This window comes from Flavobacterium sp. MDT1-60 (assembly GCF_014844035.1).
Taxonomy (GTDB): domain Bacteria; phylum Bacteroidota; class Bacteroidia; order Flavobacteriales; family Flavobacteriaceae; genus Flavobacterium.
Genome location: NZ_CP062159.1, coordinates 1,921,955 through 1,947,639, shown reverse-complemented (window position 1 = coordinate 1,947,639; position 25,685 = coordinate 1,921,955). Strand labels below are relative to the sequence as shown.

General features: G+C 32.4%; 19 protein-coding genes. 13 read left to right on the top strand and 6 right to left on the bottom strand.

Translation table 11 applies throughout. The annotated features are described in order from the left end of the window. Positions 1-110: 110 nt before the first annotated feature. The 7 genes from IHE43_RS08395 to IHE43_RS08365 all read left to right on the top strand — a co-directional run bounded on the left by IHE43_RS08395 (position 111) and on the right by IHE43_RS08365 (position 6,517). Positions 111-1,391, top strand: a complete 1,281-nt coding sequence (locus IHE43_RS08395) for a chloride channel protein (RefSeq protein WP_192187504.1) — start codon at positions 111-113, stop codon at positions 1,389-1,391. An 82-nt stretch (positions 1,392-1,473) separates the two neighbouring features. Further along, positions 1,474-2,073: an HPP family protein gene (locus tag IHE43_RS08390; RefSeq protein WP_192187503.1), complete on the top strand. Its 600-nt coding sequence runs from the start codon at positions 1,474-1,476 to the stop codon at positions 2,071-2,073. A gap of 96 nt (positions 2,074-2,169) precedes the next feature. After that, positions 2,170-2,709: a hypothetical protein gene (locus tag IHE43_RS08385; protein WP_192187502.1), complete on the top strand. Its 540-nt coding sequence runs from the start codon at positions 2,170-2,172 to the stop codon at positions 2,707-2,709. Positions 2,710-2,822: 113 nt separating this feature from the next. Continuing rightward, positions 2,823-3,182 (top strand): four helix bundle protein, encoded by a 360-nt coding sequence (locus tag IHE43_RS08380; protein WP_192187501.1) that lies wholly within the window; start codon positions 2,823-2,825, stop codon positions 3,180-3,182. 42 nt (positions 3,183-3,224) lie between these two features. Next, entirely contained in the window at positions 3,225-4,283 is a 1,059-nt protein-coding gene (locus tag IHE43_RS08375) for a nucleoid-associated protein (protein WP_192187500.1), read from the top strand. A gap of 217 nt (positions 4,284-4,500) precedes the next feature. Beyond that, entirely contained in the window at positions 4,501-5,541 is a 1,041-nt protein-coding gene (locus IHE43_RS08370) for a hypothetical protein (RefSeq protein ID WP_192187499.1), read from the top strand. Between the two features lie 13 nt (positions 5,542-5,554). Then, complete coding sequence (locus IHE43_RS08365) at positions 5,555-6,517, top strand: hypothetical protein (protein ID WP_192187498.1); 963 nt, start codon at positions 5,555-5,557, stop codon at positions 6,515-6,517. A 76-nt stretch (positions 6,518-6,593) separates the two neighbouring features. Here the strand turns inward: IHE43_RS08365 and IHE43_RS08360 are convergent, their stop codons facing one another. Further along, the gene (locus IHE43_RS08360) at positions 6,594-7,175 is read right to left on the bottom strand and encodes a TetR/AcrR family transcriptional regulator (RefSeq protein ID WP_192187497.1); all 582 of its coding nucleotides are present in this window, start codon (positions 7,173-7,175) and stop codon (positions 6,594-6,596) included. Positions 7,176-7,249: 74 nt separating this feature from the next. Then, positions 7,250-8,002, bottom strand: coding sequence for a glucose 1-dehydrogenase (locus tag IHE43_RS08355; protein ID WP_192187496.1), 753 nt, complete (start codon positions 8,000-8,002; stop codon positions 7,250-7,252). 228 nt (positions 8,003-8,230) lie between these two features. On the opposite strand from IHE43_RS08355, the gene IHE43_RS08350 reads away from it, so the two are divergent. Beyond that, positions 8,231-10,600 (top strand): GAF domain-containing protein, encoded by a 2,370-nt coding sequence (locus IHE43_RS08350; protein ID WP_192187495.1) that lies wholly within the window; start codon positions 8,231-8,233, stop codon positions 10,598-10,600. 16 nt (positions 10,601-10,616) lie between these two features. Here the strand turns inward: IHE43_RS08350 and IHE43_RS08345 are convergent, their stop codons facing one another. After that, a complete protein-coding gene (locus IHE43_RS08345; RefSeq protein ID WP_192187494.1) occupies positions 10,617-11,801 on the bottom strand; it encodes a Pycsar system effector family protein in 1,185 nt (394 codons plus the stop codon). Between the two features lie 26 nt (positions 11,802-11,827). On the opposite strand from IHE43_RS08345, the gene IHE43_RS08340 reads away from it, so the two are divergent. Continuing rightward, entirely contained in the window at positions 11,828-15,562 is a 3,735-nt protein-coding gene (locus IHE43_RS08340) for a metallophosphoesterase (protein ID WP_192187493.1), read from the top strand. A 117-nt stretch (positions 15,563-15,679) separates the two neighbouring features. On the opposite strand, the gene IHE43_RS08335 is transcribed toward IHE43_RS08340, so the two are convergent. Together IHE43_RS08335 and IHE43_RS08330 are read right to left on the bottom strand one after the other, a co-directional pair. Next, the gene (locus IHE43_RS08335; RefSeq protein ID WP_192187492.1) at positions 15,680-16,540 is read right to left on the bottom strand and encodes a hypothetical protein; all 861 of its coding nucleotides are present in this window, start codon (positions 16,538-16,540) and stop codon (positions 15,680-15,682) included. 98 nt (positions 16,541-16,638) lie between these two features. Beyond that, complete coding sequence (locus tag IHE43_RS08330; protein WP_192187491.1) at positions 16,639-17,691, bottom strand: hypothetical protein; 1,053 nt, start codon at positions 17,689-17,691, stop codon at positions 16,639-16,641. A 108-nt stretch (positions 17,692-17,799) separates the two neighbouring features. Here IHE43_RS08330 and IHE43_RS08325 point away from each other — a divergent pair, with 108 nt between their 5' ends. Genes IHE43_RS08325 through IHE43_RS08315 form a run of 3 tightly spaced genes read left to right on the top strand, consistent with a single transcriptional unit; the run spans position 17,800 to position 21,895 of the window. Further along, a complete protein-coding gene (locus IHE43_RS08325; protein ID WP_192187490.1) occupies positions 17,800-18,711 on the top strand; it encodes an ABC transporter ATP-binding protein in 912 nt (303 codons plus the stop codon). A gap of 3 nt (positions 18,712-18,714) precedes the next feature. Then, positions 18,715-19,551 carry an ABC transporter permease gene (locus IHE43_RS08320; protein ID WP_192187489.1) on the top strand — a complete coding sequence of 279 codons (837 nt, stop codon included), beginning with the start codon at positions 18,715-18,717 and terminating at the stop codon, positions 19,549-19,551. A 13-nt stretch (positions 19,552-19,564) separates the two neighbouring features. Next, positions 19,565-21,895: a T9SS type B sorting domain-containing protein gene (locus IHE43_RS08315; RefSeq protein ID WP_192187488.1), complete on the top strand. Its 2,331-nt coding sequence runs from the start codon at positions 19,565-19,567 to the stop codon at positions 21,893-21,895. Between the two features lie 114 nt (positions 21,896-22,009). Here IHE43_RS08315 and typA read toward each other — a convergent pair whose 3' ends face one another. After that, on the bottom strand, positions 22,010-23,806 hold the full coding sequence (typA, locus tag IHE43_RS08310) for a translational GTPase TypA (protein ID WP_192187487.1): 1,797 nt from the start codon (positions 23,804-23,806) through the stop codon (positions 22,010-22,012). A gap of 167 nt (positions 23,807-23,973) precedes the next feature. On the opposite strand from typA, the gene IHE43_RS08305 reads away from it, so the two are divergent. Then, on the top strand, positions 23,974-25,683 hold the full coding sequence (locus IHE43_RS08305) for a PAS domain-containing protein (protein ID WP_192187486.1): 1,710 nt from the start codon (positions 23,974-23,976) through the stop codon (positions 25,681-25,683). The last annotated feature ends 2 nt before the right edge of the window (positions 25,684-25,685 follow it).

The window sequence follows — 25,685 nt, the reverse complement described above, 5'->3', positions numbered from 1 at the left end:
CCTTAATAATTTTAACAAATTATAAAGACCGTTTATTATTTAAAAACAGATTTGATTGTCTAATTTTGTGAAATCGCAAATAAATCTCGCGATCTACAAATCCACATCTGATGAACAAAACGGCGCAAATCAAAAAAAATCATCAATTTATTAAATTCCGAAAATTAGTTATTGTTTCTATTTTAATTGGCTTCCTTTCAGCCTTTCTCGGAATCTCACTTAAAAAAATAACGGAATATTACGAAGAAATCTTCTTTCATGAAGTCTCAGTAAACCCTATTTTTTATATAATTTTCCCTGTTTTCGGATTATCCGTAATTTATTTTCTTAGACAATATCTTTTCAAAAAGAAAGAAAACAAAGGCATCAAAGAGGTTTTTGAAAGTACCAGATCAAATTCAAAAAATCTGCCATCTTATAAAATTCCATCACACTTTATCAACGGATTATTGACTGTTATTTTTGGAGGGTCAACCGGAATCGAAGTTTCGACCGTTGTTGCTACCGCCACTATTGGTTCTGTAGCGCAGCAAAAAGAAAATATATTTCGCCAATATAAAACCGAATTAATCTGTGCAGGTGTTGCTGCGGGAGTTACCGCTTTATTCAGCAGCCCAATTGCCGGAATTTTGTTCGCTTTAGAAGTTATTTCAAGAAAAGTGACACGTGCTTTTATCATTTCAAATGTTATTGCAGTTTCAATTGCTTTCGGGTTGCTTACCATTTTAAAAGAAGAACCGTTATTTGCTGTTACGATTACAACCTGGCATTTAAAAGCAATTCCCTATTTTATTCTTTTGGGAATTTTGGCCGGCTTGAATTCGGTTTACTTAACACGTTGCATTTTGTTTTTTAAATCTCAATTTGGAAAAATTGGAGTTCATTATTACAAAATCATTATAGGATCTGCTGTTTTAAGTATTTCACTATTTATTTTTCCTCAATTATACGGAGAAGGTTATCATGCTATAAAAGCAATTTTTGCCAGTTCTTCAGAAATTCCGTTGACTATAACTCTGGCTTTTACATTTGTTGGAATTTTACTTTTAAAACCAATCGTAACTTCAATTACATTAGCTTCTGGCGGTGACGGCGGGGTTTTTGCTCCTAGTTTATTTATCGGAGCATTTTTAGGATTACTATTGGCTTCAATCTTAAATACCTTTTTTCATGTAAATGTAATTCCCGTAAATTTTATGATTATCGGAATGGCAGCGGTTCTAAGCGCCAGTATTCACGCACCTTTTACAGCAATATTTCTAGTTTGTGGATTAACAAACGATTACACTTTGTTTTTCCCGATAATGGTGGTTTGCTTAATTTCGAAATACACTGCAAAAATGATTTACCCACACACGGTTTATACATATGCTCCGACTTTATCTAAATAAAACATTCTACTGATTTCCCAGATTAATCATTTTAAATCATTTAATCTGTGGCAAAAAATACCACAACGAATATTAGTTACCTATGCCTGCTCAAAAAATAAAAAGAGGATATCGCAAAACACGTTACATTCTTTACAAAGAAACCTTAGTAGATTATAAGGAACATTTTTGGTCTTTCTTGGGTTCCTTTGTCGGCATTGGAATCCTGGCATATATTCAATCGATACATTTTTCAGGAAATGACGCTGTTTATTTAATTGGTTCTTTTGGAGCTTCTAGTGTTTTAGTTTACGGAATTATTCAGAGCCCTTTTTCACAACCCCGAAATTTAATCGGCGGTCATTTAGTTTCAGCCTTAGTAGGTGTTACGGTTCATAAATTGGCTCCGGATATCATTTGGATTGCGGCACCGCTGGCTGTTTCACTCGCTATTATTTTAATGCAAATCACCAAAACCCTGCATCCACCGGGAGGCGCAACGGCACTTATTGCTGTTATTGGTTCTGATAAAATAAAAGCTTTAGGTTATATGTATGTACTTTCTCCAGTTTTGGTTGGCGTTTTGATTTTGTTTCTGACGGCTTTAGTTTTTAATAATATGACTTCCGGCAGAACTTATCCGAGTCATAATACTTATCATAAACACTATCATAAGATTAGAAAACGATTGACCGGGAAATAATTTTTCGATAATTAAAATCTTTTCAACAAATCGCAAATCCAATTCGTAAATCATTAATTATATTTTACCTTTGACCTTTCAATAAAAACAAAGATTATGGTTTATAAATTTAGAGTAATTCTAGACGCCGAAGAAGATATTTTTAGAGACATTGCAATTCTTGAAGATGATACGCTTGAAGATTTACACAATGCGATCTTCAACGCTTTTGGTTTTGACGGAATGGAAGTAGCTTCGTTTTATACCTGCGATGAAACTTGGAATCAGGAAGATGAAATTGCACTTTTTGATACCGGCGACATTCCGGGAGAGCAAAGAACCATGAGCGATTACAAATTATCTGATCTCTTAGATGAACAAAACACTAAAATAATCTACGTGTATGACTTCATCAATATGTGGACTTTCTTAGTTGAATTAGCCGCTATTGAAGACCAAATTGCCGGAGTTCCGTATCCTGAAACTTTATTCTCTCACGGAGAAATGCCTGACGAAGCCATCGAAAAAAACTTTGAAGCCGATATGCACGACGATATCTACGGCGAATTTGAAGATGATCTGGACGAAGAAGATCTTGACATGTTCGAAGGCGACGATAGCTTTGAAGATTATGGGTTTGAAGAAAACTGGAATTAGAAGAAAGGTACAAAGCTGCAGAGGTTCAAAGGTTCAGAGGTTTTTCTTTTAAATCTTTGATTTAAAAAGTAGGAATATTTTTATTTTTGTATTTAATTTTTTAAATACAAAATATGAAAACTTTTCGAGACCTTTTAATCTGGCAAAAATCCATGAACTTAGTAACTGAGATTTACCAATTAACAAATTCATTTCCCAAAGAAGAAATTTATGGGCTAACTTCACAAATTAGAAGAAGTGCAATATCAATACCAAGCAACATAGCAGAAGGTTATGGAAGAGATGGAAATACTGATTATTTACGGTTTTTAAACATCTCTATTTCTTCGTTGTTTGAAATACAAACACAACTTGAAATTTCATACAATCTGAAATATATTAATCAAATTCAATTTAACAAGACAAATGGAGAAAGCAGGGAAATAGAGCGAATGTTAAGTGCTTTTATTAGAAAAATAAAAGACAGAAAATAATCTTTGCCCCTTTGAACCTCTGCAACTCTGAACCTAAAAAATATGATCAACCTTTTCAACACCCACATCGAGACGCTTGCGATACACCGCGTAGGAAACAAAAGCAGAAACGAAGCGATTTTTTTATCGGAACAGCCTTTTAATTTGAATGATGAAATTGTGCCTCTGATAAAAGAGTACTTTTTTAAACCTTTTAGAGAGAAAGAAGAAAACTATTATCAGTTTGCGCACGAAGTCGATTTGGACTATAACGACATGTTTAAATATGCAACTGAGATTTTTAACAATCCGGGGAATTTACAAGAGATCTCCAAAAAAATTACTACACATTTATTTGAGCAATCAAACCATCCACACATTAAAAACGGAGAGGTTTATGTGACTTATCTAACAAATTTAAGTATAGACAATAATGTTGTTGATGCTATTGGAATTTTTAAAAGCGAGTTACAAGCTGACTTTTTACAATTTGAAGAAAAAGACAGCAATCTTGAAATGATTTTGCAGCAAGGAATCAACCTAAGTAAATTAGACAAAGGATGTTTGATCTTTAACTATAAAAAAGACGAAGGATACAAAATTCTAACTGTGGATAGTAACCGTTATGATGCGCGTTACTGGTTAGAGCACTTTTTATCTGTTGATGCTTTTGAAGATGAAAACTTCATCACCAAAAAATATTTAAAATTCTGTCAGGGCTTTGCAAAAGATGTTGTTTTGCCAGCAGAAGACAAAAAAGAAGAAGTAATGTTTATGAACCGATCTGTGAATTATTTCGCTAAAAATGATCAGTTTGAGGAACAAAATTTCCTTAATGAAGTATTAGACAATCCAGACTTAATTCCTGAATTCAAAAACTATAAAGTTGATAAAGGAGAAAAATACAGCATCGAAGATGTAACCTCATTCCCTATTGCAAATGCAGCTGTTTCGGACGCCAGAAAATCGATTAAAAACGTTATTAATCTGGATACTCACATTCAGATTAAAATGGATTTCATCAATCCTGAAAGTGCAGAAAAATTTGTTGAAAAAGGCTGGGATGAAGAAAAACAAATGTATTACTACTTAGTGTATTTCAATAAAGAAGAAAAAAGCTAAGAAGCTATTCATTTTCCATTACTTACTTTACTAAAACATAAAACGGCAATTACATATGTAATTGCCGTTTTTTATTGAAAATTACTTCTTTATAAAAAAAATACTTGTTAATAATACATTTATTTTTAATAATTAATATATTCGTCAAATATAATATTATGCATTTTTTTAAACATTAATACAACAAAGCCTATATAAAACCAATACCTCCCCAAATATGAGAATAGTTTTCGGTCAACGAAATTTTAAAATTAAAGAGCTTACTTCGCATGAATTCGGTTTTACTACACAACAGGACAACCATTTCAATATAGAAATTCGTCAAAGTTATTTTCATATTTACTGGATCCCGTTTTTTGGAACAGGAAAAATATGGGCTATAAGAAAAGGTGGAGAACTATATGAACTTCCAGCGCATTATATCTATGAAATAAAAAAAAGACAAAAAATTAGAAGCCCCTGGTACACTTATACCTGGCCTATTTTAATTTGCTTAGGATTTCTTATTTACTTTTTTGTTGAGCAAGTAAAAGAAAGCAATTATCATAAACAAGATATTAAATATTTCAATGAAAATGTTCAGTTGCTGGACAATTTCATTGACAACGCTACTGTAAACGAATTCTTTACACTTCAAGATACCAAAGAAGACACCTCTGATTCTAAAATGTATTTAAAAGTAGAAAAAGTATATGCTGATCGAATTTTATTTACGCTAATTCCGGGCTTTTTTCTTAATTCGACACAAGTCGAATTAGAAGAATGTTATAATGATAACAAAGCAAACTTAGACACCATTTCAATATCAAAAGCGGCACTAAAAAATGCTGTTAACAAAGATTATGATGCTTCTAAAACATATAATTACAAAGGCGAAAATCTTCTTAAATCAAATAGATTATATGTATTGGTTTCAGTAGAAAAAAAATTCCAGCCTCAAATAAACATTGCACAAACTTATAGTGACTATAAAGTAATTCAGATTGAGCTGACCAATTCTAGTACTGCTTTTAAGATTGTATCTATTAAAAACGTTACAAACTCAATACCCTGGAACACAAAATTACCTTTAGAAGTAGCTGCAGGAACAAAATCGAAACCAACTAAGTTTATTCTGGAGAATACTGAAAGTGATAATTTTAGTTTCTATAATAATAAGGATTATAGTGTACAGGTTACCATACTGGATTCTAATAACATCGAACATTCATTTCTAATTAAAGGCAGTGGATCTTCCAATTTTATCTTCTCATCTTAAAACTCCCCAAATTATGAATATTAAAGACCTAAAATGGTATTTTGTCGCTCTGATAATTCTTGTCTTACCTTTCTTTTTGTTTCCTGAAACGGATTATAACTCCCTAGGCTGGTCAATTGGTGTTGTAACTTCATTATTAGTGGCATTTTTTGTTTTTCTTGGAATCACAAAAATGGATTCTATAAGCGAGTTATTTTATTTTGATTCAGATGATCCAAACTTAAACAGTGCAACTAATTTTTTAATTCCTATTGCTATTTTTATTTTCGGATCTATTTTTATCAATATAAATTTCAGTAAACGTCTGGAAGAAAAAATTAAAAAAGAAGGTGTTTTTGCGAAAGCAACTATTGATAGCGGCTTCTCTGAAACAACACAATCCTCCAGAAGTAGTTATACAGACCACACGCTTGCATTAACTTTAACTACTGATGATAATGTAGAACATAAACTTATAGCTGAAGATATTTCTGCAGAAGCGTATTCAAAAGTAGGCGTTGGACTTGATGTCGATATTATTTATTTAAAAGAAAATCCACAAATTTTCAGGGTGATAGTAGATGACGAATCAATAAAAAAATTCAAACATATTTCTAATCGGGACATCGAATTTAAAGACTTGGAAAAATTGATTGCTTTAAAAGAACCTGCAAAATTAGAAAAAGAATTAAATAAATTAAGCAGCGGATGGCAGCCACATCAATCCGACAATCCCGGAATTAGTTTTGTAAATCTGTTAAAAAAAGAAGCCATTTTTTTAAACACAACCGATGGAATATTAATGTATATGCATGACCAAAATAATATAACGAGTCGTTTTGAAATACCAAAAGAAAGAATCTTAAAAGAACTTTCGGATTCAGCCACTGTTTCCTACGAGCTCGATAAATATTTTATTCAAAAACAAACGGAATCAAAAGTTGGAGAAAGTAATCAATTTTCTGTGATCGAAAAGGTAATCATGAGGACAAAATAGATTCAGATTTATGAAATAAAAAAACGGCAGATACAAAATTGTATTTGCCGTTTTTTATTTGAATGCTTTTCTAATATTATAATAAAGAAAACATTGCTTTTACTATATCATCATAAACTTGTTTGTCTCTTTCGCCTGTTCTGGCCAAAACACGAATTCCTGAATAATTATTAAAGATAAATCGCGCTAAAGTTCTGGCATCTGTCTTCGTAGAAATATGTCCTGCATTTTGACCTTTCTGAACTGCCTTTGTAAAAACCTCTTCCATGATCCGGCTGTTGTTTTTCACAATCTTTCCAATTTCTTCATCATGCATGGCAAGTTCTACAGACGAGTTTACCATAAAACAACCCTTCGTAATTCGATCTTCGAGGCTTTCTATAACAGCTTGTTTAAAGATATCCTGCAATGTTTCTTTTATATTCGCAGATTCTTCAAAAAGTTTTACAATTTGATCCTGTGCATTTTTTTGATAACGTTGCAAAGATCGGGCAAAGAGTTTTTGCTTATCCCCAAAAGTATCATACAAACTAGAGCGGCTTAAACCTAAATAAGTTACTAAATCCTGGGCCGAAGTTCCGTTATATCCTTTGTGCCAAAATATTTCAATTGCTTTGTCTAAAGCCTGATCTTCATTAAATTCTTTTGTTCTGGCCATGATTTCAAAATTAAATTACTTTACAAAGATATAAAAAATACGGAACAATCGTTCCTGAATGTCTGCAAAAAAAATTATACTACAGCATTCACAGTAAGTCCACCGTCGACAACAATTTCAGTTCCAGTAATAAATGAAGCATCATCTGAAGCAAGAAATCCAATAGTTTTTGCAATTTCTGAAGCTTGTCCAAAACGTTTTAATAAAATTTTCTCTCCTAAAATAGCCCCAAATCCGTCCACTTCTGCTTTTTCTAAACCTAATTTACCATAAAGAGGAGTTTCAACGGGACCAGGAGAAACTGCGTTTACTCTGATTTTTCTTGGCGCTAATTCTGTAGCAAAAACTTTATTTAAAGATAAAACTGCCGCTTTGCTTGATGCGTATACACTTGAATTTGGCATACCAACATGAGCATTTATAGAAGTGTTAAAAATTATAGAACCTCCATCATTCAATATTGGCAATACTTTTTGAACGGTAAAATAAACTCCTTTCACATTTACATTCATAATACTGTCGTAATGTTCTTCTGAAGCAGACTCAACTGGCGCAAAAGAAGCAATTCCCGCATTTAAAAATAGGATATCTACTTTACCAAATTGAGCAGCAACTTGTTCTACTAAAGAATCGATTGATTTCAAATCAGATTGATCTGATACAATTCCGGTAACATTTAATTCTTGTTCAGCTTTTACCAAAGCTTCTTTGTTTCTTCCTGTAATAATTACTTTTGCCCCTTTTGCTGCTAACTCAGCTGCTGCTGCATATCCAATTCCGCTGTTTCCTCCAGTTACTATTGCAACTTTGTTTTCTAAATTTTTCATTTTTATTTGTTTTTAAGTTATTGATTATTCAATTATTATGGCACAAAGATACAATAACGGAACGATCGTTCCGTTATTATTATTGTTAATAATTAGTTAAAATAATTAGGGCCTTAAAAAATACCAATAAAAACAAGGCTTCTGTCTATGGAACCATAAACGAAAGAAATTATAAATTGTAAAACATTCTTAATTTATGCTTAATTTTGTAGCCTAAAAACAAAAAAGATGGATAATCATTTACATAACGAAAGTCCTTTTAAAACTATCATTTCTTTTCACAAGCTAATTGAATCTTTTGAAGAAATAGCTTCCTCGAATATCGATTATCGTGCAAACTATGCTAAGGCTATACTACAACAAATTGAATCAATTCCCGAATTAAGGACAGGAATTGAGGATTATTCCATAATTAAGAATAATGAAGCTTTAATCAAATACATTTTATCTGATTTGTTTCCGACGGCTTTAACTCAAAATGAAATCAAAGCGGTTACAATTCCATTTCAAAATATTTCTTTCAATTATACAGAGCGTTTCAAAAAAATCCTGCGTAATGCCGGGGATGAATTTTACATGGAAATTCGCGATTTTGATGATCATCAGTTTTACATTAATAACTGTTGCTTAATTCTGAGTAGTTATTACAAACAGCGTATCGATTTTAATAAACCATTTTTCTATGATATTCCGGATGAAGATGGAATCGAAAAACATTATAGAATCTTGTACAATGCGGATTTTATGGAAATTACTCCAACAGAAAACGCAGTTCCCTTAACTCAGGATGATATTGATACATTAATTGATAACTACGATGATATTGAACTTTGGAAATCTAAGTTTCCACAAGGAAGCTGGATCTTAAAAGGATTCGGAATAGTATCCTTATTTGATGCCACGACAGAAAGTGCCATATCAAATTTGAAAAGTAATTTACTGAAACCAAATTCAAAATCTGTTACTACTGATGAAATTGTAGCCACTATTTTTAGATCAATTTTTAAAATTCACGATCTTAGAGTAGGTTTCATTATATATAATACCGAAGAAGAAAAATTTGTCAAACCTGCAAAATTAGAAAGTCAGTTACAGAGTTTTTTACTTTCGCACGATCAGGAAATAGATTGCAAAAATGCTTTTTTTGGATGTTCATTTGAAAATTTATTAAATAATAAAGAACCTTTTGTTATTTCAAACGTGAACAAATTCATAGAAGAATCTCAGAATAAAAAATTGGGTGAGCATTTATTAAGTCAGGATATTCAGAGTTGTATTTTTGCGCCAGTCATTAAAGACGATCATTTATTGGGTGTTTTAGAATTGGTTTCTTCAAATTCAAGAGCGCTAAATACCGTTAATGCTAAGAAACTAGAATTAGTTTTACCGTATTTAACAGATACGATAGATCGCTATAATACAGATATGCAACACCAGATTGAAGCGATCATTCAGCGTGAATACACTACAATTCACCCCAGTGTTTATTGGAAATTCAGAAAAGAATCTCAGAATTACTTCCAAAACAACAATCCTACAAAAGATTATATTTTTAAAGAAATCGTCTTTAAAAATGTATATCCGTTGTATGGTCAAATTGACATTAAAGGTTCATCAGAACATCGAAATGAAACTGTAAAAAGAGATTTAAAAAGTCAGCTTAATACGCTTTTGGAAATTTTTGACAACCAAAAACCAAATTCCAATCTGGTTCTTTTAGAACAAAGAAAATTTGAGTTGGAATCGCTTCGCGACGAATTGGATTTTCCGTTAAAAGCCGATACAGAACAGCATATACAGAGGTATATTGAAGAAGAAATTCATCCGATTTTAAAAAATACAAAGGGTAACGCCAAAAACGAGAAATTAGAAGAATTATACTTTGAAAACCTGGATGAAAAAACGGGCTTGTTTTATCAGGAAAGAAAGAAATTTGATAATGCAATGTCTATTATCAACAAAAAATTAGCTTCTGTTTTAGACAGAAAACAAATTGAAGCACAACAAATTTATCCACATTATTACGAGCGTTTTAAAACGGATGGCGTTGAGCATAATTTGTATATTGGAGCATCAATTGTACCAACAAAACCTTTCGATATTATGTATTTGCACAACTTGCGTTTGTGGCAATTGCAAACTTTATGCGAAATGGAATTAGAACATCATCAGCTTAAAGAGTCGCTTCCGTACGAATTGGATGTAACTTCTTTGATTTTAGTTTTTAGCGCGCCACTTTCAATTCGTTTCAGAATGGATGAAAAACGTTTTGATGTTGACGGAACTTATAATGCAAGATATGAAGTCGTAAAAAAACGAATTGATAAAGCAAATATCAAAGGCACAAAAGACCGAATTACAGAGAAAGAAAAAATCACAATCGTTTATTCTCAAAATAACGAAGAAACGGAGTATTTGAAGTATATCAAATACTTACAGCACAAAAAAGTTTTGGAACCTGCTATAGAACAATTTGAAGTTGAAGATCTTCAAGGCGTTTCGGGACTAAGAGCAATTCGAGTAAAAGTGATTAATAACACTGCAAACCCAACAGCAAAAAAAATTACGTATCAGGATTTATTAGATGAGCTCAACTAAATTAGTTGAGCTTATTTTACGCTCCCACTCCTTTAAAAGCAATTACGAACGCAATTACCGTTACGATTATTCCAACCATGAAAATATTGTACGCAATTCGTAATAAATTATATTTTCGCTGTAAAACCAATCCGAGATAATACAAATCTTTGATCATTGTTGAATAAAGATAATCGCGGTCTTTCATCATTTCGTTCATTGCCCAGTCATATTCTGCTAAGGGCATTTTGTAGAAATTTCCAAAAAACAATAAATTAATCTTTTTGGCCTCAATATCTTCACGGGTAAAAACGCCTGTCGTTACTTTTGGGCGTGTCGAAAGAATCGCAAAAATAATTGTGGTTACACTTGACATCAACATAATAAAAGTTGGAATCACCAAATGAGCATTTTTAGGACTGTCTAATTTTGGAATAATCGACGAAAGCGCAATCGAAATAATAATGGCATTCACAGACAATAAAATATTGGCTTTACTATCTGCTATACCGCTTAATCGCGTATGATTACCAAGAGTTACACGAAATAAGGTATCAACACCTCTATCTGGTTTTTCTACTTTCTCTTTCTTTTTATTTTCTTCTTCAATTGCTGTGGCGGCTTTCAATTCTTGTTTGTCTATCTTTTTTTGAACAAGAATCAGATTTTTCTCTTTTAGAGGTTGCCATTTCTTTAAAGCATAATCGGTATAAAAGCGATGTTTATTCAATAAAAAATTCAAATTTTCTTTCGTCCATTCGGCATTTGAAAAAACTGCTAATCCGGTATTTTTCATTTCCAAACGCAATAATTCGCCGGTCGTTACATATTCTGTTCCCATCAAATGGGCATAATCTGCATCCTTAATAATTTTCTCTAAATGTGTTTTAGGAACATATTCTTTTGAAGTCGTCAAAATCAAATTAGAAACCTTTGCAATCAATTCATCCGACTGACCTTTCTCTTTCAAAAAAGCTGTCGCAATTTTTACGCTTTCTTTTTCATGATTTTCATAGCCTTCAATATAACCTGTATCATGAAACCATGCTGCCAACAAAAGTGCTTCTTTATCACCACCACTTACATCTTCTTTTTTACAAAGCTCTTTTACAGCATTTACTACAGTTAAAGTATGGTTAAAATTATGGTAAGAATATAAATTAGAAAGTTTATCTTTGAGTAAATTACTGACGAAATCTTCGGATTGTTCTATTAGATTCATAGAGAATTTTTTTATACCACTAAATTATGAAATTGTTTTTGTATAACCATTTTATTACGAAGATTAAAACGTATTCTTTTGTAATAACCTTACTGCTTTTACTAAATTCCTGTGCGACACATAAAGTTCAGTATGGCAAAAATGTGAGTGCTAACGAAACGGAGAACGCAACAGATACCATAAAAATTGCCCATACCCTATTTTTAGTAGGTGATGCCGGAAATGCAGATGAAGAACAAGCACAACAAACATTAGAATTATTACATCAAAAATTAAAAAAAGCCAATAAAAAATCGACTTTGGTATTTTTAGGAGATAATATATATCCGAAAGGTTTTCCTGCTGATAAAAATGATTCAGAAAAGGCTTTAGCCGAAACTAAACTTACTAATCAACTAAAATTAACCAAAGGATTTAAAGGAAAAACGATTGTAATTCCGGGAAACCATGATTGGTATAGTGGCATAAAAGGTTTAGAAAATCAGGCTGATTTTGTTACCAAATATCTTAATGACAAAAAAGCATTTCTTCCTCGAAAAAGCTGTCCTATTGAAGATGTGAAAATTGATAGCACTACCACCTTAATTACCGTTGACAGTGAATGGTTCCTGGAGGATTGGGACAACCATCCAACAATAAACGACAATTGTGATATTAAAACACGCGAAGCTTTTTTTGATGAACTGGAAAATATTCTAAATAAAAATCAGGAAAAAACAGTTGTTCTGGCTATTCATCATCCGTTATTAAGCAACGGATCTCATGGAGGACAATATTCATGGGAAAAACAGTTGTTTCCTTTAGAGAAAAAAATCCCACTACCTGTAGTTGGTTCTTTCATCAATCTGCTTCGAAAAACTTCAGGAGTAAGTCCGCAGGATCTTCAAAACAAACAATATACGATTTATGCCAAGCGAATTAAAACCTTATTGCAAGGCCAGAAAAATGTTATTGTAGTTTCCGGACATGATCACAATTTGCAATATATAAACAAGGAAAACATCACACAGATTATTAGCGGCGCCGGATCTAAATCTGAAGCAGCAAGAGCCATCAATCCAAATGATTTTTCGTATGGTGGCAATGGTTATGCAACACTAACTTTATTTAAAAGCGGTGATGCAAAAGTGACTTTCTTTGGAAATGAAAACAATCACGAAAAAATGCTTTTTGAGCGTGAGATCATTAAAGCAAAAGAAATAAACTGGGCTGCAACGGTAGACAATAAGTTTCCGCCAACAGTTACGACTTCTATTTATTCAACTAAGATGACAAATAAGAGTCTCTTTCATAAATTCTTATTCGGGCAACATTACAGAAAGTATTACAGTATGCCAATCGAAGCCAGAACAGCTACTTTAGATACTTTAATGGGCGGTTTAAAACCTATTCGCGAAGGAGGAGGACATCAATCTGTTTCTTTAAGAATGTCAGATCCAAAAGGAAGAGAATATGTAATGCGTGCTATGAAAAAAAGCGCTACGGTATTTTTACAGTCGGTTGCGTTTAAAGATCAATATGTTGTAAATGATTTTGAACAAACCTATGCCGAAGATTTTCTATTAGATTTTTATACCACTACGCATCCATACACTCCTTTTGCTATAGCAAGTTTATCAGATAAATTAGGGCTTTTGCATACCAATCCGGTTTTATATTATATTCCGAAACAAAATGGGCTGAAAGAGTTTAATTCGAATTTTGGAGATCAATTGTATATGGTTGAAGAGAGACCTGCAGACAATCATCTTGATGGAAAAAACTTCGGGAAACCTACTAATATTATTAGCACTGACGACATGATGGCTAATCTTCATAAAGACGAAAAATATTCGGTTGATCAAAAAGAATATATCAGGGTTCGTTTGTTTGATATGCTTATTGGAGATTGGGACAGACACAGTGATCAATGGCGTTGGGCAGAACATAAAATTGGCGACAAAGTAGTCTATACCCCTATTCCGCGCGATCGTGATCAGGCTTTCCCTAAATATGACGGAACTTTACTTTCTATCTTAATGAACGTTCCGGCTATTCGCCATATGAGGACTTTTAAAAATAAAATTGATAATGTAAAATGGCTTAATAGAGAACCTTATCCGTTAGATTTGGCTTTCTTAAAAACTGCTGAAGAAAAAGACTGGATTGAACAGGCTAAGTATATTCAGGAACATTTATCTGACAGCGATATAGATAATGCGTTTAAAAATTTGCCTAAAGAAGTTCAGGATGGAACAATTGAAGACATTAAACGAAAATTAAAAAACAGAAAAAAAGAGCTTCAAAAATATGCCTTAGAATATTCAGATGTGCTTGATAAAACGGTAATGATTGCCGGAACTGACAAAAAAGACAAATTTATTTTAAATCATAATGCAAGAAAAAGCATTGAAATTCAGGTTTTCAGAATGAAAAAAGAAGGCGATGAATTGATTTATACCAAAACAGTAAATGACGCCAGAACTAAGAATCTATGGATTTATGGATTAGATGATACCGACGTTTTTCAGGTGACAGGAGAACAAAAATCTGATATTAAAATCCGTTTGATTGGAGGCCAAAATAATGATACATATAACATTGAAAACGGAAGAAAAGTCATTGTTTACGATTTCAAATCAAAAGAAAACACTTATAATCTGGATTCAAGGACCAAAACCGAGTTGACAGATGATTATGATGTCAACTTATACAATTACGAAAAACCGAAATACAACGTGATTTCAGGTCTTCCTAATATTGGTTACAATCCTGATGATGGTGTAAAAGTTGGGGTTAACATCAATTATACTGTAAATAATTTTAAGCAAAATCCGTATACGCAAAGACATGTTTTTAATGCCTTTTATTACTTTGCTACTGGCGGTTTAGAGTTTAATTATGCAGCTCATTTTCCAGGTTTATTAGGTAAGTGGGTTATTGATGTTGAATCTTTATATACAACACCAAATTTTGCGATGAATTATTTCGGTTTCGGAAATGAGACTCAAAATAACGATGATCAGTTAGGATTAGATTATAATCGTGTGCGTATACGAAAGTTTAATGTATCCGGTGCAATCAGACACGTTGGCCGATATGGAAGTGAGTTTAGTGTACAACCTATTTTCCAGAGAATGACAGTTGAAGAAACAGAAGACAGATATATTGATATTCCTAATATAGTAAACCCAATTGTTTTTGACAGTCAGAATTACGGAGGTTTAAAAGTAAAATATCTTTTTAAAAATGCCGATTTTGTATCTAAACCAACTTTAGGAATCGCTTTTATGGCATCAGCAACCTGGCAAACCAATTTAAATGATACGAAGCAAAATTTTCCAACACTGGAAAGTATTTTAGGTTTTACCCATAAAATTGATCCTAACGGAAAGCTGGTTTTAGCGACACTTATAAAAGGGAAAGCCGTATTAAATAATAATTTTGACTTTTACCATGGTGCAGCTTTAGGTGGAGATACTGATTTACGTGGTTATAGAAACGAACGTTTTTTAGGAAATTCGTATTTCTCTCAAAGTTCTGATTTGAGATTTAGTATTGGAAAAATTCAACGAACTGTTGCTCCTTTGACTTATGGAATTTTAGGTGGTTTTGACTACGGAAGAATTTGGCTTGATGGCGAAGATTCTAAAAAATGGCACCAGGATTATGGAGGCGGACTTTGGTTGAATGCTATTAATGTAATTACTGCCAGAATCTCTTATTTTCAGTCTCCTGACGAAAAAGGACGTGTTATTTTTGGAGCCGCATATAGTTTTTAGGAAAGATTCAAAGGCTTTTTGCCACAAATTTCACAAATTGTCGCTAATTAAATTATTCGTGGAAATTCTTAAAATTGCTTCGCCAGTTCGCTAGCACTCGGGTCGTGGCAAACTTTTTTACTTTAACTTGAATTCGTAGACATTTCCTCCTACTTTATTTGTTTTTTCGTCAGCTATTAGTAGGGTATTGTTGTCTTTGAAAACTATAGCTTCTTTTTGAGAAAAGTGATTTAGTTTTATTTCCGTTTGAGTTCCTTTATGGAATAAATCTCCTTTAAAACCTTTGAATAAAACAATTTTGTCGTGGCTTAACAAGACTACTTTTTTACCATCAGGACTAATTGTTGCACTTGTCAATACGCAATGATTGTAGTTACTGCAGGTTTTAAATTCACCAATTTTAGTTGCTTTTTGAGTTCCTGGCTTATTTGGAATCTTATAAATAAAAGCAGTTCCGTCAAAGCCTTTACTTCTGTTTTTTGTAAAGAGATAAAAATAGTTTCCGTGTTCAAAGAAGCCTTCAACATCATAAAACATTTCTTTTTTCTTTGGAGGAAATTCTGTTTGTTCCGGATACGAAAATGAAACTTTATACTCGGCGGAAGCCTGATCTTTATTGAGCTGATTTTTATTTACTTTATAGATACAAAGATCTTTTCGTTCATTGTCATTATTTCCAAAATCTCCAATGTAAATATTCCCTTTTTTATCTTTAGTAATATCTTCCCAATCTACATTTTTTGCATTTGTAATTGTGATTATTTTATCTAATTTTCCTTCAGAATTTATAGCATAAATAGCATTTTTATTCCCACTATCTTCTAAAGTATAAATTATTTTTTTTTCAGGAAAATATGTAATTCCCGAAACTTCTTTTAACTTTTTCGGAAGTGAATAAAGCTCTTTCAAATCATTATCTGATTGTTGCTGGCAAGCCAATAAAACGAGAGAAGTTACAATTAACAAAGACTTTTTCATAAGATTATTTTTTTATTGTTTGCTACAGATTAAAAGGATTGAAATGATTTTCTCAAAGTTGGATTTAAATAAAATCCTTTTAATCTGTGGCAAAAAAACTAGATTAAATTTGTATTTTTAAAGTTACGGGTAATAAATTCAAATGCCGCGAACATAATATGCCCCATCGATTTGGCATTTTTAAATTTCATATCATTGGTATAACGGTACAATTCCATTTTTAGTTGATTCAGATGTTCTTCTGTCGAAATGGTATCGTGACACATAATATTCAATAGTTTTTTAATTCGGTTTTCGGCAGAATGAATGCGTTTTGCCAGAATCGCTCTTTCTTCATCTTTATATTGAATAATCGAACGATCTTCTAATTTCTCTTTAATAAGTTTTATCATCGGATAATTCTCCTTAAAAAATTGCGGGCGATAGACCTTGAAATTCCCTTCATAACATTGCTGATCAAAATCAATCGGACGAATTTTATAAACCACCTGATCAAAATCGTGAATCGGGACAATTACATAATTGTACGCACGCATATCTCCCAAAAGCCTGATCATACAGCGCTCGTTGAACTTTACAAATTCTTTTGCAATTTGGGATTTTTCCATTTCAGTACAACTATCCAATAAAGTATCCATAAAAACATCACCCGGAATTCCGATAATATGTTCTTCAATTAAAGTGTCTTTAAAAACTAAGAAATTGATTTTATCGGGCGAAAGAATATCTTCTAATTCTAATCCGTAAATTCTGGAAGCATCAGCTTTTTTAATGTAAAAATGAACATAATTATCATTCAGAATATTTCTGACTTTGATTCTAAAAGGTTTTGAATTTCCGAAAGTACAATAGTCAATCGCATCGATATTTAGAAACTGAATAATCTCGCTATTTCCATCAGAATGTAAAAGCGAATAGATTTTTTTCAGATTTAAGTCAATTTCATTTCTTTCAAATTCACTGTAATAAACACGAATCCATAAAGTATCCGTTTCATTTTTATCGTAGACATTTACAGAACCTGCAAATCGCAACAAATCATCATAGAACACTGATACTTTCGAGATACGTTCGTAGCGCTCTAAATAACTTAAAAGAGATGGCGTTAAAGGATAAGACGGTTTTTTTAAAACCATTAAAGGTTCGCTCATTTTTGAATATCTTTAGTACAAATTTACATCAATCGCATGATATAAATAAATTTAGCGTAACAATATACAAGTTGGATCGTCATACTAAAAACTAAAACCGAAATAAATTTGGAAACCATTCTTACCATTGAAAATCTTAGTAAAAGATACGGCCGAATTCAGGCCTTAAAAAATGTATCTTTTGAAATACAGAAAGGCCGTGTTTACGGTATTTTAGGCCCAAACGGAAGCGGAAAATCGACTACTTTGGGAATTGTACTTAGTGTTGTAAATAGAACTTCGGGCGATTACCGTTGGTTTAACGGTCAAATGCAAACACATGAAGCTTTAAAAAAAGTGGGTGCTATTATAGAAAGACCCAACTTTTACCCCTATATGACAGCGGAAGAAAATCTGAAACTGGTTTGCAAAATAAAAAGTATCAATTATGCTAAGATCAATGAAAAGCTTGATTTAGTTGGTTTAACCGAAAGAAAAGACAGTAAGTTTAGTACATTCTCTTTAGGGATGAAACAACGTTTAGCGATTGCCTCGGCCCTTTTAAACGATCCAGAAATTTTAATTTTAGATGAACCAACAAATGGTTTAGATCCGCAGGGGATTCACCAAATTCGAGATATTATTAAAAAAATCGCTTCGCAGGGAACGACTATTTTATTGGCTTCGCATTTACTCGATGAAGTCGAAAAAGTGTGTTCGCATGTAATTGTTTTAAGAAAAGGCGAAATTTTATATTCAGGTTCAGTTGACGGGATGTCAGCGAATGAAGGTTTCTTTGAAGTTCAGGCCAATGATAATTTACTTTTAAAAACGGCTTTGCAGGAACATCCGGCTATAGACAGAATTACAGATGAAGATGGAAAAATTTTGGTGTATTTAAAATCAGAATTATCAGCTTCAGAACTTAATCAGTTTTTGTTTTCTAAAAATATTACCTTGAGTCATTTAGTAAAACGTAAAAATAGTTTAGAAGCACAATTTTTAGAATTAACCAAAAACGCTACCATCCAAAAAAACTAAACCATGAAAAGACTTTTATCTATAGAATTACAAAAAATCTGGAAAAACAAAGCCAGTCGTGTTCTTACTTTAACCTATTTTGTTTTACTTTCCTTTATCGCTTTAATTGCCTCTATAAAGTTTGACTTAGGCGTTTTTAAATTTCATTTAGCTGAAATGGGAATTTTCAATTTCCCATTTATCTGGCATTTTAATACTTATGTAGCAGCCTGGCTGAAATTTTTCTTAGCTATTGTCATTGTTTCTATGATGGCTAACGAATACAGTTATGGTACATTAAAACAAAATTTGATTGACGGCTTAAGTAAAAAAGAATTCATTTTGTCTAAGTTTTTAACGGTGGTGCTTTTTGCATTGTGTTCGACTATTTTTGTTTTTGTGATGAGTTTAATTCTCGGATTATGCTTTTCATCTTATAACGAATTTGATGTCATTTTTATGGATCTGGATTATCTTTTAGCCTTTTTTGTAAAATTGACCGGTTTCTTTTCTTTCTGTTTATTTTTAGGAATATTAGTAAAACGTTCTGCTTTTGCCTTAGGCTTCTTATTAGTATGGAGTATTTTCGAAGGAATCGCAAAAGCTCTTTTAGTTTTTAAACTTTTCCCTGAAAGCACAGCAGGATATACTATAATGAAGTTTTTCCCATTAGAAGCAATGTCAAATTTAATTATTGAACCGTTTACAAGATTATCAGTAATTAGAAGTATCGGTACCCAAATGGGAGTTGAAAACACAAAAGATTATGGTGTGCATTATCTGTCAATTTTTATCGTTCTGGTCTGGACATTTTTATTTATTTACTTCTCATACAAATTATTAAAAAATAGGGATTTATAGTATATTTGTTACTATGAATTATATTAAATGCTTTTTGGTTGCTGTTTTTATTTGTTGTTTATCTGGTAAGGTAAATGCGCAATATATCAATATAAACGATCAAAAAACACCGCAACAACTTGTTGAAGATGTTTTAGTAAACAGTTCGTGCGTTTCCATTACCAATGCTTCCGGAAAAGGAGATAATTTTACACCCTCACAAAATAGTTTTGCTTATTTTAATGCCGGTACAAGTAAATTTCCTTTTGCGGAAGGCGTTGTTTTAACAACCTCTACAAGTAAAAATGCCGTTGGCCCTTATTCTAGTTATTTGGGCGAAGGAAGTCCTGAGTGGCTGGGTGATACCGATTTAGATCAGGCTTTACGAGTTAATTCTATAAATGCAACAGTACTAGAATTTGACTATGTTCCCCTCACTGATTTTTTAAGTTTTAATTATATTTTTGCTTCTAACGAATATCAATTTTTTTATCCTTGTGTATATTCAGATGGATTTGCATTTTTAATTAAGGAAGCGGGAACAAATGATCCCTATAAGAATCTAGCAGTATTACCGAATACAACGACACCAGTTTCGTCAACAATTGTACATCCAACTATTCCACCAAGTGTAGCCATTAACGGAGATCGATATGATGGATGCCCAGCCATAAATGAAAACTATTTTAATGGTTTAAACAACAATAGGAGTCCAATAAACTACGCCGGTCAAACTATCGTAATGAATGCCCAGACCAATGTGGTTGCAGGAAAAAAATACCATATAAAATTAGTTATTGCTGACGATAAAAATAGATATTATGACTCGGCAGTTTTTTTAGAAGCCGGCAGTTTTGCTTCTAAAATTGATTTTGGACCGGACCAAACATCCCTGACTAATAATCCGGTTTGTTATGGTACTCCAAAAACTTTAAATACAAATTTGTCAGCGACCTATTCTTATAAATGGTATAAAGATGGCGTTGTTCTCAATTCAGCAAACCAACCCTCTTATAATCCAACCGAATCAGGAACTTATAAAGTAGAAGTTACTTTAACACCTTCAGCTTGTGTACTAACCGGAGAAATAAAAATTGAATTTGCATCAGAAATAGTAACAACGAATACTTCTATTTATCAATGTGATGACGACACAGATGGAGTCTCGATTTTTAATCTGACTAAAATCAATAATATTGTAAAAAACAATACTACCGAAAATATCAATCAGGGATTCTATGAAACATTAGCCAATGCTGAGGCAAAGACAAATCCTATTTTAACACCTGAAAAATATACCAACAAGACAACAAATCAGGTTGTTTTTGCCAGAATTGAAAATAAATATGGCTGTTTTAAAATCGCTGAAGTGACCTTGCAGATTTCAAACAACAACATTGCAAATCAGAATCCTATCGCGATTTGTGATGGTGATGAAAATCAGGATGGCCTGTATCAATTTGATCTTAGTACAGAAGTAACTCCACAGATCATTTCAGGTTTACCTAACGGATTGACCGTTAATTATTTTTTAAATCCGAATGATGCATTAACAGAAGCAAATCCTTTACCAAATACATTTAAAAATACAACCGCTTTCAGTCAGACAATTTACGCAAGAGTCATTAACGGACCTGACTGTTATGATATTGTTTCGATTACGCTTGTTGTAAACACTTTTAATCCTGCAAATTTTGAAGATGAAATTCAATATCTATGCATTGGAGATGAAATTACCTTAAGCGTTGCGACCGGTTTCAGCAGTTATTTATGGAACACCGGTAGTACTTCAAACTCCATTTTAGTAGATGCAATTGGCGATTATACAGTAACTGTAACCAACCCTAATGGTTGTAAAAAAACAAAAAAATATAAAATACTTCCATCAGAGCCTGGAACCATAACAGGAGTGACTATAAAGGATTTTGCTGCCAATGAAAATTCAGTTTTAATTGAATATACGGGTGTTGGAAACTATGAATTCTCATTAGATGGTATAAACTTTCAGGGCGAGCCTTTATTTAATGATGTAAATCCGGGAATCTATAATGCAATTGCAAGAGATAAAAATGGCTGTGGACTTTCTAATTCTTATCTGGTAATTGTTCTGGATTATCCTAGATTCTTTACACCAAACGGAGATAGTTACAATGATTTATGGTACGTTAAAAATCTGGATCAGCTTCCGGATTATACGATTTCAATTTTTGATCGTTATGGAAAATTAGTAAAACAAATGAATCAAACCAGCAGCGGATGGACAGGCTTATTTAATGGACAACAATTACCAGCAGATGATTATTGGTTTAATTTAATCTTTTCTGATGGCAGGATCATAAAAGGCCATTTTAGTTTGAAGAGATAACTAGAATAAATTAAAATCCTGAAGCTTCGGAATATTTTATACACCACTTCCGAAAACAAAAAAATCCCAAACTCCGTAAGGAATTTGGGACTTTTTTTATTGAATTTTAAATCCTTAGATTTTAAATCTTTTTCTATCAGTTTCTGTTAAATAGATTTTTCTCAAACGAATAGATTTTGGTGTAACCTCTACATATTCATCTTTTTGAATGTATTCTAAAGCTTCTTCAAGAGAGAAAATAATTGGAGGAATAATTCTGGCTTTTTCATCATTTCCAGAAGAACGTACGTTAGACTGTTTTTTCTCCTTAGTTACGTTTACACACATATCATCAGCACGAGAGTTTTCTCCAATTACCTGACCTTCGTAAATTTCGGCATTTGGTTCAACAAAAAACTTACCACGATCTTGCAATTTATCAATAGAATAAGGAATGGCTTTTCCTTTTTCCATAGAAATCAATGAACCTTTGTTACGTCCGGCAATTTCTCCTTTATAAGGCTCATATCCAATAAAACGGTGTGCCATAATAGCCTCACCAGCTGTTGCAGTAAGCAATTGGTTACGCAATCCAATAATTCCACGTGATGGAATATTAAATTTTACAATCATACGTTCCCCTTTAGTTTCCATAGAAAGCATTTCTCCTTTACGCATTGTAACGAATTCAACTGCTCTACCTGAAAGGTTTTCTGGTAAGTCGATTGTCAATTCCTCAATTGGCTCACATTTTTTACCATCAATTTCTTTGATGATAACTTGTGGCTGACCGATTTGCAACTCATAACCTTCTCTTCTCATTGTTTCAATAAGAACAGATAAGTGAAGTACTCCACGACCAAAAACCATGAATTTATCAGCAGAATCAGTTTCACCTAACTTCATAGCTAAGTTTTTCTCTAATTCTTTTGTCAATCTTTCTCTAATATGACGAGAAGTTACAAATTTACCTTCTTTTCCAAAGAAAGGTGAGTCGTTGATTGTAAACAACATACTCATTGTAGGCTCATCGATAGCAATTGTTTGTAAAGCTTCAGGGTTTTCAGAATCAGCGATAGTATCTCCAATTTCAAAACCTTCAACTCCAATAATTGCACAAATATCACCAGCGATTACTTGTTGTACTTTTTTACGGCCTAAACCTTCAAAAGTATGTAATTCCTTAATACGTGATTTTATAATTTTACCATCTCTTTTTACCAAAGAAATTGGCATACCTTCATTCAATACACCTCTCTCAAGACGACCAATAGCGATACGACCTGTAAAAGCAGAGAAATCTAAAGATGTAATCAACATTTGAGGAGTTCCTTCTGATACTTTAGGAGCAGGTACATTTTTGATAACCATATCCAATAAAGGCTCGATGTTGTCAGTTTGGTTTCTCCAATCATCAGACATCCAGTTGTTTTTAGCAGAACCATAAACAGTTGGAAAATCTAATTGCTCTTCAGTAGCACCTAATTCAAACATTAAGTCAAAAACTTTTTCATGAACTTCTTCAGGAGTACAGTTTTCTTTATCTACTTTATTGATAACTACACATGGCTTAAGACCTAAGTCAATAGCTTTTTGTAATACAAAACGAGTTTGTGGCATTGGACCTTCAAAAGCATCCACTAGCAAACATACACCATCGGCCATGTTCAATACACGTTCTACTTCACCTCCAAAATCGGCGTGGCCTGGAGTGTCAATAATATTGATTTTTGTTCCTTTATATTGAACTGATACGTTTTTAGAAGTAATAGTAATACCTCTCTCACGCTCTAAATCGTTATTATCAAGAATTAAATCACCTGTATTTTCGTTGTCACGAAATAATTGACAGTGATACATAATTTTATCAACCAAAGTGGTTTTACCGTGATCGACGTGGGCAATAATTGCAATGTTTCTAATAGATTCCATCTGTGATTTTTAATGGGTGCAAAGGTACACTTTATTTTGATATAAAAAACGTTTCTTTGATAGTTTGCGTATATCCAAGTAATTAGTTCACGAATCAATGTAAATTTAAGTGTCAAATTGACATTCAATAATTGCTGAATTATAGTTAATTTAACTATATTTGAGTAATGAAAAGTAAAACTCTCCAAATTACTCTAATTTATATTATTATTTCGTTATTTATGACCATAATTTGTCATAAATTACTCACTAATTACTTTTCATCCACAGAAAACTACAATTTATTTCTTATAAAAGATTTTTTTTTCATTTTAACCACAGGACTGGTCTTCAAATATATACTTTCTAAAAATGAAGTCAGAAACAAATCTGTTTTTGAAAAATTAAAACAGACAAACGAAGAAATTAAAGAATCGAACGAAAAATATGATATTGTCGCCAAAGCGACAAGTGACACAATTTGGGACTGGAAAATCCAGGAAGATAGTATTAGCTGGAATAAAGGAATAGAAAACGTGTTTGGTTACAACCAAGAAGATGTAGGTACAACTTCAAAATGGTGGTTTGACAAAATTCATCCTGAAGACAGCATTAGAATGTCAATTAAATTATATTCGTTCATTGAGCAAAAAACAGAGAAATGGCAGGATCAATACCGTTTCAGATGTGCTAACGGAACCTATAAATACGTATTAGACCGGGGGTTTTTACTTAAAGACGAAAAAGGAAGAGCCATCAGAATGATTGGAGCTATTCAGGATATTACGAAACAAAAAGAGGAAGAACAGCGATTAAAACTTTTAGAAACCGTAATTACACAATCTAAAGACTCTATTTTAATAACAGAAGCCAATTCTGTGAGCCATAGAATTCCAAAAATAGTATACGTAAACCCTGCATTTTCTGAAATGTCAGGATATCATTCCAACGAAATTATAGGAAAATCTCCAAACATTTTCAAAGGACCAAAATCCGACTCTGAGGAGTTAAAAAAACTTTTAAGAGCTATTAAAAATGAAGAAGAATGTTTAATCGAAACTATCAGCTACACTAAACAAAAAGAAGAATACTGGGTTCGTTTTTCAATGATTCCAATTTTCAACAATGAAGGCGTGATTTCGCACTGGATATCAATACAAAGAGACATTACAGATGAGAAAAAACTAGAAACAGAAAAAGAACACCTAATTCGCGAACTAACCCAAAACAACAAGGATTTAAAACAGTTTTCATACATCACATCACACAATCTTAGAGCCCCTCTATCCAATTTAATTGGACTTTTAAATCTTATAGAAGATATCCCTGTCGATAATCTGGAACTTGAGGAAATCATCGCAGGATTTACAAAGTCGACACACCTTCTGAACGAAACCATCAATGATCTCGTAAAAGTCATCATTATTAAAGACAATCCTTCAATGCAAAAAGAAGAGGTTTCACTAAAAGAAGTATTCGAAAACGTATTTAGTCAATTATCATTTCAAATAGAATTACACAAACCAATCATCAAACTTAAATTCGACAGAGTACCTTTACTAAATACAAACAAAGCCTATATAGAAAGCATTTTACTCAACTTACTAACGAATTCCATTAAATACAAATCTGAAAATCGGAAATTAAAAATATCAATAATGGCTGAGCAAATAGACCACCAGGCCATATTAACTTTTAAGGACAACGGAATTGGCATAGATCTTGAAAGAAACCGTGACAAGATTTTTGGTCTTTATCAAAGATTCCATAATTATCCCGATAGTAAAGGATTAGGATTGTATCTGGTAAAATCGCAGGTCGAAACCATGGGCGGAACAATTAGCATCGATAGCGAAGTCAACAAAGGAACCACATTTATAATAACATTTAAAAATTAATT

What these genes read in the sequence shown, in the direction of transcription:
- IHE43_RS08395 (WP_192187504.1), top strand. Translation starts at nt 111, where the DNA reads ATGAACAAAACGGCGCAAATCAAAAAAAATCATCAATTTATTAAATTC.
- IHE43_RS08390 (WP_192187503.1), top strand. Translation starts at nt 1,474, where the DNA reads ATGCCTGCTCAAAAAATAAAAAGAGGATATCGCAAAACACGTTACATT.
- IHE43_RS08385 (WP_192187502.1), top strand. Translation starts at nt 2,170, where the DNA reads ATGGTTTATAAATTTAGAGTAATTCTAGACGCCGAAGAAGATATTTTT.
- IHE43_RS08380 (WP_192187501.1), top strand. Translation starts at nt 2,823, where the DNA reads ATGAAAACTTTTCGAGACCTTTTAATCTGGCAAAAATCCATGAACTTA.
- IHE43_RS08375 (WP_192187500.1), top strand. Translation starts at nt 3,225, where the DNA reads ATGATCAACCTTTTCAACACCCACATCGAGACGCTTGCGATACACCGC.
- IHE43_RS08370 (WP_192187499.1), top strand. Translation starts at nt 4,501, where the DNA reads ATGAGAATAGTTTTCGGTCAACGAAATTTTAAAATTAAAGAGCTTACT.
- IHE43_RS08365 (WP_192187498.1), top strand. Translation starts at nt 5,555, where the DNA reads ATGAATATTAAAGACCTAAAATGGTATTTTGTCGCTCTGATAATTCTT.
- IHE43_RS08360 (WP_192187497.1), bottom strand. Translation starts at nt 7,175, where the DNA reads ATGGCCAGAACAAAAGAATTTAATGAAGATCAGGCTTTAGACAAAGCA.
- IHE43_RS08355 (WP_192187496.1), bottom strand. Translation starts at nt 8,002, where the DNA reads ATGAAAAATTTAGAAAACAAAGTTGCAATAGTAACTGGAGGAAACAGC.
- IHE43_RS08350 (WP_192187495.1), top strand. Translation starts at nt 8,231, where the DNA reads ATGGATAATCATTTACATAACGAAAGTCCTTTTAAAACTATCATTTCT.
- IHE43_RS08345 (WP_192187494.1), bottom strand. Translation starts at nt 11,801, where the DNA reads ATGAATCTAATAGAACAATCCGAAGATTTCGTCAGTAATTTACTCAAA.
- IHE43_RS08340 (WP_192187493.1), top strand. Translation starts at nt 11,828, where the DNA reads ATGAAATTGTTTTTGTATAACCATTTTATTACGAAGATTAAAACGTAT.
- IHE43_RS08335 (WP_192187492.1), bottom strand. Translation starts at nt 16,540, where the DNA reads ATGAAAAAGTCTTTGTTAATTGTAACTTCTCTCGTTTTATTGGCTTGC.
- IHE43_RS08330 (WP_192187491.1), bottom strand. Translation starts at nt 17,691, where the DNA reads ATGAGCGAACCTTTAATGGTTTTAAAAAAACCGTCTTATCCTTTAACG.
- IHE43_RS08320 (WP_192187489.1), top strand. Translation starts at nt 18,715, where the DNA reads ATGAAAAGACTTTTATCTATAGAATTACAAAAAATCTGGAAAAACAAA.
- IHE43_RS08315 (WP_192187488.1), top strand. Translation starts at nt 19,565, where the DNA reads ATGAATTATATTAAATGCTTTTTGGTTGCTGTTTTTATTTGTTGTTTA.
- typA (WP_192187487.1), bottom strand. Translation starts at nt 23,806, where the DNA reads ATGGAATCTATTAGAAACATTGCAATTATTGCCCACGTCGATCACGGT.
- IHE43_RS08305 (WP_192187486.1), top strand. Translation starts at nt 23,974, where the DNA reads ATGAAAAGTAAAACTCTCCAAATTACTCTAATTTATATTATTATTTCG.